This window comes from Nocardia tengchongensis (assembly GCF_054781395.1).
This window is the reverse complement of sequence record NZ_BAAGUM010000006.1, coordinates 243,161-256,533: the sequence shown is the minus strand read 5'-3', so window position 1 is coordinate 256,533 and position 13,373 is coordinate 243,161. Positions and strand designations below refer to the sequence as shown.

The window sequence follows — 13,373 nt, the reverse complement described above, 5'->3', positions numbered from 1 at the left end:
AACAGGAGATTCGTGTGAACCACAGTGCAGCACTGAGCGCTGAAACCGGTGTCCGACTGCGTAGTTATGCGTGGGACGATCCGATGATTGCCGCGAACGCCGCGGCAACCATGTCCGGCTTGAAGTTTCTTCGGTCCGTCGCGGAAGGCTCTGTTCCGCCGCCGCCGCTGATGAACACACTGGACGTGCGCCTGGAGTCGGTCGAGGCGGGCACAGTGGTATTCGGCTTCACACCTGCCGAATACCACTACAACCCGATCGGTTCGGTCCACGGAGGTGTGTCGTCGTCCCTGTTGGACTCGGCCGCCGGATGCGCGGTGCACAGCCTGCTCCCGCTGGGTACGGCCTACACCAGCATCGACCTGTCGGTCCGGTTTCTCGCCCCGATCCGCGTCGACACCGGCCCCGTGCAGTGCACGGGCACCGTCCGGCACCTGGGAAGCCGGGTCGCCATGGCCGAGGCGGCACTCACCAGTCGAAGCGGCAAGCTCCTCGCGACCGCGACCAGCAGTTGTTTGCTGTTCGCCGTACCCGGGGACCGCGAGCGGGCCGAGCGCAGCTGAGGCAGTCCACTCCGAGGTGTGGACACAGACTCGGCCCAGCCCCACGGTTACCCCGCGCTTTCGTCGTCGAACTGGTTCAGGCGTCGGGTGCGACCGAGCGCGGGCGCTCGCGGACCGGAAGTGACATCGTCGGCCTTGCCGCCGTTTTCCCTGCTCGAGCGCCATGGCCAGGCATCACGGACCGTCGGGGTCTCAGGGCGGGAGATACTGCGTTGTCATCGGGCGATTTGACGTCCTGACGATCGGTCATTGGGGCCTGGTATCCGATGCGCGAGTCTTTCGGGGTCGCCCAGTGAGGAAGTCGTGTAGATCGGTCCTGGCGGGAGTGCCTCGCTATGCGCGGCACTTTCGTTGTCGCCGAACATGATTCGTTGGGCTTGTGACGGTTGGTCCGGCCGTGCCCGGCGCGGTCGCGGAGACGGCCGTCGGCGGCGACGCCGGCGGTCGATACCTTGCCGGACCGATGAGTCTCATGAACCTCGTTGTGGGGGTCAGGGGTTCGAGTCCCCTTAGCTCCACCAATGGAAATGCTCGGCGAATCGCCGGGCATTTTCTCGTTGTCGTGTCGAATGCCAGATCCGTTTTCTTCCAGTCGTTTCCGGCTCCGAACTTCTCCTCCAGCCTCAGCCGACCGGGAGTTTCAGCACCGGATCGGGGCCCTGGTCGGTGATGTAAACGTTTCCCGCCGTGTCGACGGCCACACCCTGGGGATTCTTCAGGCCGGTGAACGGCAGCGGGGTCGGCGTCGATGCGCCCGCCGCCAACCTCACCACCCATTGATTACCCCAGTCGACGACGAACAAGTCACCCGCCGCGTCGACCGCCACACCCTGAGGATCCTTGAGTCCGGTGAACGGCAGCGAGGTGGCCGTCGACGCGCCCGCCGCCAACTTCACGACCCGCTCGGTACTCAATTCGGTGACGTATACGTTGCCCGCCGTGTCGACCGCCACCCCTTGGGGATCTTGGAGCCCGGTGAATGGCAGCGGGGTCGGCGCCGACGCGCCTGCCGCCAATTTCACCACCCGGTCGTTACCCCGGTCGCTGACGTATACGTTGCCCGCCGTGTCGACCGCCACACCCTGGGGATCCTTGAGCCCGGTGAACGGCAGCGAGGTCGCCGTCGATGCGCCCGCAGCTAATTTCACCACCCGATTGTTACTCGTGTCGGTGACGTAAATGTTGCCCGCCGTGTCGACCGCCACACCCTGGGGATTACTCAGGCCGGTGAATGGCAGCGGGGTCGGAGTCGATGCGCCCGCAGCTAGTTTCACCACCCGATCGTTACCCATGTCGGTGACGTACAGATTGCCCGCCGCGTCGACAGTCACATCGGTGGGCAAGCTGACGCCGGTGAACGGCAGCGGAGTCTGTGCCGAGTAGCCCGAGGTGATAGGTGTGGGCGAATTGCCACCGCCTGATCCGAGGCGGACGCCGATGACGACCGCTATGGCGGCCACCACCGTAACCGCGACCGCGGCGGCGAGCAGCCCGGCGGTCTTGGGCGACAATTTGATTCGCCGCCCATGGCGCGCAGCCACGCCCCCGCTGGTGCTGACCGCGGAACCGCCCAGCGCGGTGCGGGCCGCCGCGGCCAGCTCGCGCACGGTCTGGTAACGATCGTCGGGGTCTTTGGCCATGCCCTTGGCGATGATCGCATCGAACGCAGCCGGTACATCGGGTGTAATGGTGCTGGGTCGTGGCGGCGGGGTATGCAGGTGATGGGCGATCACTCCCTGCACCCCCGCTGCGCTCGCAAACGGTGGTTCGCCGGTCAGGCACTGATACAGCACGCACGTCAACGCGTACACGTCCGCTCGGGCATCGGCCTTGATCTCCGCGGTGATCTCCTCCGGCGCCATGTAGGCGACGGTGCCGAGGGTTTCGCCGATCGTGGTCAGCGTACGGTCATCGGTGGCGTGGGCGATCCCGAAGTCGATCAGGTAGGCGAACTCATCGGCCCCCAGCAGGATGTTGGAGGGTTTGACATCGCGATGGACCAGCCCGATGTCGTGGGCCGCCTGCAGCGCGCCGGCCACCTGTGCGCAGATCGCCACTGCCCGCCGCGGCGACAAGGCCCCTTCTCGGCTGATCACCGCACGCAGGTCGGTGCCCTCGATCAAGCGCATGTTCAGATACAGCCGACCGTCGATGTCGCCGAAATCGTGGATGGGGATCACATGCGGCTCGGTCAACTGCGCCACCGCCCGGCACTCCCGGCGGAACCGTTCGCGCAGCTCCTCGTCATCGGCGAAGCGCTCAGGCAACACCTTGACCGCCACCACCCGGTTGGTCAGCGAATCATGCGCCCGCCACACCTGGCCCATGCCACCGTGCCCCAGCAGCGACAACAGCCGATAGCGCCCGAACACCTCCGCTGAGGTGGTGTCTCCGCCGCCAACTGACGTGTCGTCCATTATGTCGTCCCGTGACCACCCGACTGGCAAACGGTGTACTTGCTTGCAATCCAACCCCCGCCCGAGCTGGTACCCCACCCTCGTCGATTCAGCCAGGCCAGACAGTCGAGAGTCGGCGCTATCCGCCAACAAACCTGTAGCAACTCGAGCGTACCTCTTTGCTTGCGATTCAACCGTGTGGCACCGGTGGCGCACAACGCAAATGGGGGGTAACGAAATTCGGTGCATGAAACAGATTGAGCAATATTCGGCTTCGATATTGCTTCAGCTTCTGTCGTATTAGTATTTCAAATCCAATCAGCACTCGCCGCGGCAGTTCGGCACGGTCGTATACTCCCGTTATGGCGGATGTGCGGTCCTCCACGGAATTCCCGGAGTCAGCCGTTCTCGTGGTGCAGACGCGAGAACACGTCTATCGGCTACGTGCCGGGGGCGCATACAACATCGGCCGGGATCCGACCGCCGACATCGTTGTCACCGATCCGCGTGTTTCGTCCTTGCATGCCGTGCTGGAGCGAGGGTCGCAGGGGTGGGAGATCGAGGACGCGCACAGCCTGAACGGCACCTTTTTCGACGGTCACCGCGTCGAGCGGATGCTGATCGACCACGACGAGACCTTCCAGCTCGGGCATGCCAAATATGGTGCGCAACTGTCCTGCTCGCTGGAATCACCCAACCCCGCCCCCGCGCCCGAGCCCGAACCCGATGACGATTTCGGTGGGGACACGATGGTCGTCCCGAATCCTGGCTATGACTTGGACGATGAAGCCACCGTCACCCTGTTCGAGCCGGGGCTGCCGCGGCGAGTGTCGCGGTCGTCGCCTCCGACTACTCAGCCCAGCGCGGTAGTACGGATCGTCTCGGGCACGCTCCGGATCGGACGCGCCGCCGACAACGACATCGTCGTGCCCGATCTCATGGTGTCTCGCCATCACGCCGAACTACAGGTGATCGCCGACGGCAAATATCGAGTCGTCGACCTCGACAGCCACAACGGCACCTACGTCAACGGCCACCGCATCGAGACCGCGGACCTGTCCGAATCCGACTTGATCGGCATGGGGCACACCACCTACCGGCTCGTCGGCAACGAACTGCGCGAGTCCGTCGACACCGGTGACATCTCGGTCTGTGTCCAGAACCTGATCGTGCGGACACCGGAAGGCAAAGTGCTGCTCGACGACGTGACCTTCCCCATCGCGCAGCGCTCACTCGTCGGGGTCATCGGACCCAGCGGAGCGGGCAAGTCGACGCTGTTGGGCGCGGTCACCGGGATGCGGCCCGCGACCGAGGGGACCGTCCGCTACGACGGACGCGACCTGTACACCGATTACGACGAGCTGCAACACCGGATCGGATTGGTTCCGCAGGAGGACATCCTGCACAAAGAGCTCCCGACGCGACGCGCCCTGCTCTACGCGGCCGAGCTGCGGTTCCCCGGTGACACCCGCCGCGAGGAGCGCGAGCAGCGAGTCGACGAAGTCCTCGACGAACTCGGCCTGACCCGGCATGCCGACACCCGCATCGACCGGCTTTCCGGCGGGCAACGCAAACGGGTGAGCGTCGCATTGGAATTGCTGACCAAACCGTCGCTGTTGTTCCTCGACGAACCGACCTCCGGCCTGGACCCCGGCCTGGACAAGACGGTCATGGAAATGCTGTCCGAACTCGCCCACGACGGGCGGACCGTCATCGTCGTCACCCACAGCGTGGCGAATCTCGATTCCTGTGACCGCCTCCTGGTGCTGGTGCCCGGCGGCAAGCTGGCCTACTACGGACCGCCCGCTGAGGGGTTGCAGGAGTTCGGGCAGCGCACCTGGGCCGAGGTGTTCCAAGCATTCGACCGGGACGAGGACCGCGACTGGGCCGGTGAGTTCCGGAACTCCCCGCGCTTCGAGAACTACGTCGATGTCGGGCCGATCGACGACATCGGACCGGCGGAAGTACACGCACCGGCAGCGCCGCCGCCCGCCCGGCAGTCCAAGTTCAGCCAGCTCAGCACACTGTGCCGGCGGTATCTGGCGGTAATCGCCTCGGACCGCAGTTATCTGGCGCTACTCGGCGTGATGCCGCTGCTGCTGGGCGGTTTGGTCGCCGCGGTGCCGGCGGGCGCGGGTTTCACCGGGGCGCCGGGAACCAACGAAGATGCCCCCACCAAGCTCATGATCTTGGTTTTCGGTGCCTGCTTCGTCGGCACCGGCAACGCGATTCGCGAGATCGTCAAGGAACAGACGATCTACCGCAGAGAACGCGCGGCAGGACTGTCGGCCGGCGTCTATCTGATGTCGAAACTGCTCGTCTTGGGTGTGATCACCATCCTTCAGGCGGCGGTGTTGTTCTTGATCGGCACTATCGGTACGAGCTTTCCGCCGAGCGGGATATTCACTTCGGTTCAGCTGGAGTTGATCTTGGCGATGGCGATGCTGGGCATCGCGTCGCTGACGTTGGGCTTGCTGGTGTCGGCTTCGGTGAGCACCTCGGAAAAGACACTGCCGCTGCTGATCGTGCTGTCGATGGCGCAACTGGTGCTCACCGGCGGGCTGGTGCGGCTGCCCGGCACGCCCGTTCTGCAACAGCTGTCCTACCTGTCGCCGTCCCGTTGGGGCTACGGCGCCGGAGCGGCCAGCATCGACCTCGACACCATCACGCCGCACGAGGGCGGGCCCGACCCGCTGTGGAAACACACCATCGGCACCTGGCTGCTCGATATGGGAGTCCTCGCCGGTCTCGCGGCGATCTTCCTCGCGCTGGCCTGGTATCGCCTGCACCGGATGCAGCCGCGGCGGCGCGGCGCCCGGGCCGCTCAGATGTGAGCCTGCCGTTGGCCTTTCGGTGATGAAGCTGACGTCATCGATCCGTCATCGGTTCGCGGCCTTGATCGGTCGGATCCGTATTCTCGATATGCGACCGTGTTCTTTCGATAAAGAATGCAACACATTTCGCCCCCGGTGTGGGCACTCATGAGTGCCTACCACTGATCAGGGTCAATATCTTTGGTTACCGACTAGCGAACTGCTGGCTTACCTTTGGGTAAGAGGTCTTTCCTCGAAATTGCAGCCTGACAGGGAGTTGATGAAATGATTGCAAGAATCGTGAGTACGGCAGCCGCGACCGCGGTCGTACTGTCACTCGGTGTTGCCGGGGCGTCGACGGCGTCCGCCAGTGAAGTCCAGGCAACGCCTGTGGATGGATCGATCGGCTTCTGTTTCGTGATCCCGCTGCCCGGATCTGCGGACCTGGTTTGGTGCCTCTGACAAAACATACCGAACTTCGACGGGCCGGTGCCGCGAAAGCGGCACCGGCCCCCTGCGTTTCGGTCGATCGAAGGACTCAGGGAGTCATCGAAGTACCCAGCCCCGAGGACACATTGGCGGCGACGCCGTTCGCGGTCGCGAGTGCGACGATCCGGCCGGGTCCGGTCTGCACCGGGACTGCCGCCGGTGCGCAGGTGCAGGGCTGTTCCGCCGTTTCCCGGACCGGAATGTCGACCACACCCCAGGCGCCGGTGTTCACGTTCACCCACCGGATCCGGACCGACGAGTCGAGCACGTGGTTACCGTCGAACGGCGGCGGGTTGGCGACACCGAAGCTGGTGACGCCCGGTTCCTCGCCGGCGGTGGCCGTCATGAAGAGCGAGAAATACGCTGGAACGCCCCATGATTGGGATACTTCCATCAATGGGAGCTGGAACGTGGTCGTCTCCGCGGCCTGCGCGACGCCCTGCTGACCGAGCAGTAGCCCGCCGGCCACCGCACCCGCGAAACCCAGCCTGCCGACGGTACCGGCAGCCCGGCGAGTCACGTCGTTCGTCACTAATCCTCCTCATGGTTGATTCGTGCGTGCATCGAGTGATTCCTGCGTAACTGGACGCCGGCGCGAGCGCAGCGGCGCCTAGGTATTCGACGCCGCGCGCCCTTCGGGTACCCCTGCCGAAAAAATTGCCAAAGATATGCCGACCACTATTGACTCCGGCCCGAGGCGGAGGAGACTTGGGTATACACCGAAACACCGGAGAACGACGCAACGGCGATGGAGACGTCTGTCGAAGTGAGCGACGCTCCCATAGGATTCGGCCAGGCCCCCGGCAAGTCGATCGGGAATCGAGTCAGAGCGACGACTAGGACTCGAGATTTCGGTAGAGACTACCGGGGACTGATCTGTTCGGGGGCAAACGAAAAACGGCGCGGCGACCAACCAAAGGTCGCCGCGCCGTTTTTTACCGTCTTATCGCTTCAGGATGATGTCGGCGGCGGCTGCTCGCACCTGGGCTCGGGTGTGGTCGGGGTGGTCGGCGGCCAGGAGTTGTTCGCCGATGCGGAGGCAGAAGGCGAGCAGGCTGCGGGCCTCGACTTCGGCGGGGTCGTCGCAGAAGGTGGCGATCATTTCCCGGAGTAGCTGCATGCGGGTGTTGTCGACGCGGCGAAGGCGTTGGGCGACAGCGGGATCGCGGCGGGCCCAGTCTCGGATGGCCAGGTCGACGGGGAGGAGTTCGGCGGACAGGGTCAGGGCGCCGGCGCGCTGGATCTTGGTGCGCGGGTCGCCGCCGTCGCGTTCGACACGGTCCAGGACGTCGTCGGTGCTGTGCCGCTCCCAGGTGTCGAGCATGGCCTCGAGTAGTGCGTTGCGGTCGGCGAAATAGCCGTAGAAGCCGCCCTTCGTGACGCCGAGCGCCTTGGCCAGCACCTCGACGCGGACCGCGTCGGGTCCGCCTTCGGCTAGGGCGTGCAGGCCCTGCTCGATCCACTTCTCGCTCGGGGTCCGTGCGATCGCCATGCGCCTCCTGTCAGATCTATACGCCACCGTATATTACCTGTAGCCTCCGATATATACGGCACCGTATATATCGCCGAGGGAGGCACCCGACATGACTTCGACCGACACGCCCACCGCCTTTCAGCAGCACGAGATTCCGCAGGAGTTGCGCGCTTTCGTCACGTTCGCCGAGCCGTACTACATCGACGTGTTCACGCTGCCCATCGACGCCGCGGCGCTGGGCTCGCCCGAGGAGTGGGCCCGCGCCATGTTCGAGCGGGTCGCGGGCGCGGGCGGCCAGTTCATCTGGCGCGTGCTGCTGACCATGCGCCTGGCCCGGCCCGGCGCGCCGAATCATGTGGCGGGCTGGCGGATCGACGGTGGCGGTGACGACTGGATCCGCCTCGACGTGCAGGGGTGGATGCTGGACGGGCAGCTCGTCGTTCGCGCGGACGAGCGGGAACTGACCATGGTCACGGCTGTCCGCTATCCCAAGCCTGTCGGCCGACCGGTGTGGAAGGTGCTGTCGAACGTCCACCGGTACTTGACGGGTGGGCTTCTCGTCGACGCTTACCGTGTCATGCTCTGGCGTCCATCCACCGCCTCCCTCTAGCGGTAGGCGGATCCCGGTTACATCTCTGTGTCCGCAGATGTGTTGCGCGGCTACGGCATTCGCGCCGCGATCGATGGCGGGTAGTCATCGACCAGCATGGAGTCGTAGAGGCGTCCGCTCTTGGTGGTGAGGCGCAGCAGAGCTCGGCCTGGGCCGGCGGGCAGCGCCGAGATCAGGCGGGCGCCTTGCGCGAGCCCGGAGACGCCGAGGCGGGAGGTGGGGATCAGGGTCTTCGCGGCGCTCAGTGCGACCGCGCGGCTCCCGCGGACGTGATCCGCCATCGCCCGCTCGTAGGCGGGGAAGGCGCGCTCGTGGTCGCCGCCCGCGCGCGCCAACTCCCCGGCGAGGATGTACGCGCCGACGACGGCGAGGGTGGCGCTGCCGCCAACGGCCGGGCCGGGGCAGTAACCCGCGTCGCCGACCAGCGTCACCCGCCCCCGCGACCAGGTGTCCATCCGGAGCTGGGTGATCGAGTCGAAGTAGAACGCCGGGGTGCGGTCGAGCTCGCTCAACCACCGGTCCACCTCGGGGTGCATTCCCTGGAAAGCGTTGCGCAGCAGCTCTTTCTGCCGAGGTACATCGTGGTGGTGAACTTCGAGCTCGCGTGGGCTGCGGAACAGGAACAGCGCCCGCGCCTCCCCGGATTGCCGGGCGCCGTACATGCCCGCGGTCCGGCCCACTCCGACATGCATGACGAGTTCGCCGTCGACCGCGGCGACGTCACGCAGGGTCAGCACGCCGAGGTAGGCCCCGATGAAAGCGCTGGAACCGGCGCGCTCCCCGAAGGCCAGCCGCCGCACGGTGGAGTGCAGCCCGTCCGCGCCGATGACGAGGTCGAACCGCCGCGCCGGCGCCTTCTCGAACCGCACCTCCCCGTCGGCCGACAGCTCGGTGATCGAGTCCCCGAACAGATACTCGACCTCGTCGCACGCTGCGTCGTAATAGATCTCGCTCAGATCGTCCCGCATGATCTCGACGTGCGTGCCCGATGCCGCACCGAAAATCTTGCCGAGATCCACTCGAACCGGACGGCGCGCACCCTCCCTGCGCAGCGTCAGCCGTTCCGTCCCGGTGGCCAGCCCCTCGACCCGCTCGCGCACCCCCATCTTCGCCGAGATCTCCAGCGCCGGCCGATACAGATCAACCGCATGCCCCCCGCTCTTCCGCAGCCCCGCCGCCCGCTCCACCACGGTGACCGAAAACCCGTGCCTGCTCAGCCAATACGCCAGCACCGGCCCCGCGATGCTCGCACCGGAGATGAGAATCCGCATGAAGCCCTCCTCGTGAACGAGCCCCCACCATCCCCCGAACCACCACCCCGAGTCTTGAACGAATGTTCCCGTACAGCGGCGGTGCCGCTCCTGGAACCTGGTCGGCGGTTCGTGAGCCACCGTGGTTCGTCTGCCGCTCCCGATACTGGGCGCGAGTTTTGCGACCGTCCAGGAGGATTGTGGTGGGGAGATTGGCTGCTGGGTGTCGCGTTCGGCACGACGGCGATGGTCTGGGACGCGGTGGTCGTGACCGCCTGCGGCCGCGATCGGGCTACGGCTGGGCGGCAAGGTGTTCGGCGTGGCCGAACCGGGGGTGGGGAATGTCTGGCTGCGGTATACATCGTCAGACGGGTTTTCGGATAACGGGCCACAGGGGGCTGCCGTGTCGGGATCGAATGAGTTGCGTACCGATGTGCCGCATTCGGCTCGGATGTACGACTACTTCCTCGGGGGGAAGGACAATTACGAGGCGGATCGGGAGGCCGCGGAGAAGGCGTTGCAGGAGTTTCCGGCGGCCCGGGTGACGGCGCGGACCAATCGGGAGTTCATGCGGAGTGCGACGAGCTTCTTGGCGGGGGAGGGGATTCGGCAGTTCCTCGATATCGGGACGGGGATTCCGACGGAGCCGAACCTGCATCAGGTCGCGCAACGGCTGGCGCCGGAGAGCCGGGTCGTCTACGTGGACAACGATCCGATGGTGTTCTCCCATGCGCGGGCCCTGCTGGTGAGCGTGCCCGAGGGGCGCACCTCCTTCGTGCTGGCAGACGCTGCGAAACCCGCAGACATCCTGGGTGCGCCGGAGTTGCTGGAGGCGCTGGACCTGTCCCGGCCGGTGGCGGTGTCGCTGATGGCCCTGCTGCATTTCGTGCCCGGCGATGTGCACGACATCGTGCGCACGCTGATGGAACCGCTGGCGCCGGGCTCCTACCTGGCGATCTCGCATGTGACGACCGATTTCGACGACGGCGCAACCGATCCCGACGGCATGGCCCGCCTGCTGCAGGTTTACATCGACCGTGGCATCCCGGTGCGGCCGCGCACGCGCGCAGAAGTGGAGCGGCTGTTCGACGGGCTGGAACTGGTCGAGCCCGGCGTGCAGGTCATTCATCGCTGGCGTGCCGGCGACGTCGAGTTCCCGCCCGGCCACGACAAGAACGTCTCGCTCTACGGCGCGATCGGCAAGAAGGTCTGACCCGGGGCCGCCGCGTGTCCGGTTCGCCCCCCATCTTTTCCGCATTTCCCCTCATCGCCGCAGGTCGTCAGCCGGTTGGATGTGTCCATTCCCATTTCGAGTGGAGGGTTCATGTCGGACAGCGGTGCGGTCGCGGGATCGCGGAAGATTTGTGTCATCGGCGCGGGGCCGGCGGGGCTGTCGGCGGCTCGCGCGTTGCGGCGGCTGGGAATTCCCTACGAGCAGTTCGAGCGTCATTCCGATGTCGGCGGGATCTGGGACCTGAACAATCCGGGCACGCCGATGTACGAGTCCGCGCACTTCATCTCGTCGCGGAAGACCTCGGGGTTCTTCGACTATCCGATGCCGGAGGACTATCCCGACTACCCGGGCAACCGGCAGATCCTGGCGTACACGCGCGCGTTCGCGGCCGCGTACGGGTTGCGTGAGGCCATCCGGTTCGACTGCGCCGTCACCGATGTCGCCGAGGACGGCGACGACTGGCTGGTGACCCTGGACGACGGGTCCGTGCGCCGCTATCGGGCGGTCATCTGCGCGACCGGTATCACCTGGTCGCCGCGCACCCCGCAGCATCCGGGCCGGTTCGACGGCGAGATCCGGCACTCGTCGACCTTCCGCAGCGCGCTCGAGTTTCGCGGCCGGCGGGTACTGATCGTCGGGCTGGGCAACTCCGGCGCCGATATCGCCTGCGACGCCGCCGCGAACGCCGATGCCGCGTTCGTCAGCATCCGGCGGGGCTATCACGTGATCCCCAAACACGTCTTCGGCATCCCCAGCGACGAACTCGCCAATACCGGACCGCAATTGCCGCTGTGGCTGGAGCGGCCGGTCTTCCAGGCGCTGCTCCGCCTGCTGCTGGGGGACCTGCGGAAATACGGGCTGCCCAAGCCGGATCACAAGCTGTTCGAATCGCATCCGCTGCTCAACAGTCAGCTCGTGCACCATCTGCAGCACGGCGATGTCGCCATCCGTCCCGATATCGCGGCGCTGGAAGGTTCCCGGGTCCGGTTCACCGACGGCACCAGCGAGGAGGTCGATCTGATCCTCTACGCGACCGGCTACGACTGGGAGATCCCGTATGCCGAGAAGTATTTCCACTGGAGCGATGGCCGGCCGGATCTGTACCTGTCGGTGTTCAATCGCGAACATCGAAACCTGTTCGGACTCGGCTACATCGAGGTCAATTCCAGCGCGTACACGTTGTTCGATCACATCAGCAATGTGGTCGCGCAATACCTGCACGATCAGGACCACAATCCTTCGCGCGCAGCCGATTTCGATCAGCTGATCGCGGCCGATATGCCGAAGCTGAACGGCGGCATCAAATTCCTCGCCACCGCACGCCATCGCTCCTATGTGGATGCCCACGCCTACCACGGCTATCTGGCCACGCTACGCAAGCGGCTCGGCTGGCGGAATCTCACGCCCGGCATGTTCGATCCGGAGCGTACCGATGCGGCCCAGCGGGGTTCGGGTACTCGGCCGTGACGGGCGAATCGCGCCGCCGCCGCGCCCCCGCTACACCGGCATGCCGCGCGCCGCACTGGGCGCCTGCCCGGTCCAGCGGATGTAGGCGCGGCGGAACTCGCGAATGTCGCTGTACCCCAGCTGGTGCGCGATCGCCGAGACCGGCAGGGCCGATTCGCGGAGAAGATACGTGGCCCGCCGCTCCCGCACCCGATCCCGGACCGAACTGAAACTCTCACCCGCGGCGGTCAACTGGCGGCGCAGCGTCCGCTCGGTGACGTGCAGCCGGGCGGCCACCTCCGTCATCGTCAAGGGCCGGCGCAGGTTCTGCTCGAGCAGCGTCTCGACGACGACCACCACGTCCGGTTCCCGCCGCCCGAGGTCGAGCAGCCGGCGACAGGCGTCGACCGCGATCATCCGGGTCGGCTCACTGTGTGTGGCGAACGGCAGGGCCAGGGCCGCCGCGGGAAATACCACCCGGTTGGTCTCGGCGGCGAATTCGACCGGGCATCGGAAGAACCGCTCGTAGTGGCCGGCGTACGGCGGCTGGGGATAGCTCAGTTCGACCCGGGTGGGCGACCAGTCCGCTCCGACCACGGAACGAATGAAAATCAGTGTGCTGCACAGTATTTCCTCGCAGAGGAAGCTGATCAGCTCCGGTTCCGGCCGGCGTTCGTGCAGGCGCAGCGCCGCGGTGTCGTGGTCGCGTTCGAGTTCGACGTCCATCAGGGTGCCCGACGCCTGATGCAGTTCGAGACCGATCGATACGGCCTCGCCGACCGTGGCGGCCGATCGCATGGCCACCCCCAGCATGCCCATGGTCAGCAGCACGTCGCGTCCGCCCACCTGCATGCCGAGCGGCCGGCCGGGCATGGCCGCGATCGCCCGGCGCAGGATCGTGGCGGCCTGCCGGAAGGACACTTTGATCGAGTCCGCGGTGAGCACATCGGCCGCGGTCAGCCCGGTGCCCGTGAACCACTGCCCGACGTCGTGCGCTTCCCGCGCGCCGATCTCGACGAGCCCGCCCAGTATCGCGGGGGGAATGGTGGGCAGATCCAGCCTGGTACTCACCGCGCCGGCACCCCGCACCGACTGCCG

At 66.1% G+C, this 13,373-nt stretch carries 10 protein-coding genes; 5 read left to right on the top strand and 5 right to left on the bottom strand.

What is annotated here, in order from left to right:
• Window positions 1–14 precede the first annotated feature (14 nt).
• Complete coding sequence (locus ACYVKL_RS12200) at window positions 15–563, top strand: PaaI family thioesterase (RefSeq protein WP_379162268.1); 549 nt, start codon at window positions 15–17, stop codon at window positions 561–563.
• 623 nt (window positions 564–1,186) lie between these two features.
• Here the strand turns inward: ACYVKL_RS12200 and ACYVKL_RS12195 are convergent.
• Window positions 1,187–2,980 carry a serine/threonine-protein kinase PknD gene (locus ACYVKL_RS12195; protein WP_379162265.1) on the bottom strand — a complete coding sequence of 598 codons (1,794 nt, stop codon included), beginning with the start codon at window positions 2,978–2,980 and terminating at the stop codon, window positions 1,187–1,189.
• 236 nt (window positions 2,981–3,216) lie between these two features.
• Here ACYVKL_RS12195 and ACYVKL_RS12190 point away from each other — a divergent pair, with 236 nt between their 5' ends.
• Window positions 3,217–5,793 (top strand): FHA domain-containing protein, encoded by a 2,577-nt coding sequence (locus ACYVKL_RS12190; protein WP_379162262.1) that lies wholly within the window; start codon window positions 3,217–3,219, stop codon window positions 5,791–5,793.
• A gap of 517 nt (window positions 5,794–6,310) precedes the next feature.
• Here ACYVKL_RS12190 and ACYVKL_RS12185 read toward each other — a convergent pair.
• Both ACYVKL_RS12185 and ACYVKL_RS12180 read right to left on the bottom strand, forming a co-directional pair.
• Entirely contained in the window at window positions 6,311–6,793 is a 483-nt protein-coding gene (locus tag ACYVKL_RS12185; protein ID WP_379162259.1) for a hypothetical protein, read from the bottom strand.
• Window positions 6,794–7,204: 411 nt separating this feature from the next.
• Window positions 7,205–7,753, bottom strand: a complete 549-nt coding sequence (locus ACYVKL_RS12180; protein ID WP_379162256.1) for a TetR/AcrR family transcriptional regulator — start codon at window positions 7,751–7,753, stop codon at window positions 7,205–7,207.
• Window positions 7,754–7,844: 91 nt separating this feature from the next.
• Here ACYVKL_RS12180 and ACYVKL_RS12175 point away from each other — a divergent pair, with 91 nt between their 5' ends.
• Complete coding sequence (locus tag ACYVKL_RS12175) at window positions 7,845–8,345, top strand: hypothetical protein (RefSeq protein ID WP_379162254.1); 501 nt, start codon at window positions 7,845–7,847, stop codon at window positions 8,343–8,345.
• Between the two features lie 50 nt (window positions 8,346–8,395).
• On the opposite strand, the gene ACYVKL_RS12170 is transcribed toward ACYVKL_RS12175, so the two are convergent.
• Complete coding sequence (locus tag ACYVKL_RS12170) at window positions 8,396–9,616, bottom strand: FAD-dependent monooxygenase (RefSeq protein WP_379162251.1); 1,221 nt, start codon at window positions 9,614–9,616, stop codon at window positions 8,396–8,398.
• A 298-nt stretch (window positions 9,617–9,914) separates the two neighbouring features.
• Here ACYVKL_RS12170 and ACYVKL_RS12165 point away from each other — a divergent pair, with 298 nt between their 5' ends.
• Entirely contained in the window at window positions 9,915–10,808 is an 894-nt protein-coding gene (locus ACYVKL_RS12165) for an SAM-dependent methyltransferase (RefSeq protein WP_379162248.1), read from the top strand.
• Between the two features lie 111 nt (window positions 10,809–10,919).
• Window positions 10,920–12,296, top strand: coding sequence for a flavin-containing monooxygenase (locus ACYVKL_RS12160; protein WP_379162245.1), 1,377 nt, complete (start codon window positions 10,920–10,922; stop codon window positions 12,294–12,296).
• Window positions 12,297–12,326: 30 nt separating this feature from the next.
• Here ACYVKL_RS12160 and ACYVKL_RS12155 read toward each other — a convergent pair whose 3' ends face one another.
• Window positions 12,327–13,346, bottom strand: a complete 1,020-nt coding sequence (locus ACYVKL_RS12155) for an AraC family transcriptional regulator (protein WP_379162242.1) — start codon at window positions 13,344–13,346, stop codon at window positions 12,327–12,329.
• Between the last annotated feature and the right edge of the window lie 27 nt (window positions 13,347–13,373).

Coding starts and splice junctions, on each gene's coding strand:
- ACYVKL_RS12195 (WP_379162265.1), bottom strand. CDS start 2,980: ATGGACGACACGTCAGTTGGCGGCGGAGACACCACCTCAGCGGAGGTG.
- ACYVKL_RS12180 (WP_379162256.1), bottom strand. CDS start 7,753: ATGGCGATCGCACGGACCCCGAGCGAGAAGTGGATCGAGCAGGGCCTG.
- ACYVKL_RS12175 (WP_379162254.1), top strand. CDS start 7,845: ATGACTTCGACCGACACGCCCACCGCCTTTCAGCAGCACGAGATTCCG.
- ACYVKL_RS12170 (WP_379162251.1), bottom strand. CDS start 9,616: ATGCGGATTCTCATCTCCGGTGCGAGCATCGCGGGGCCGGTGCTGGCG.
- ACYVKL_RS12160 (WP_379162245.1), top strand. CDS start 10,920: ATGTCGGACAGCGGTGCGGTCGCGGGATCGCGGAAGATTTGTGTCATC.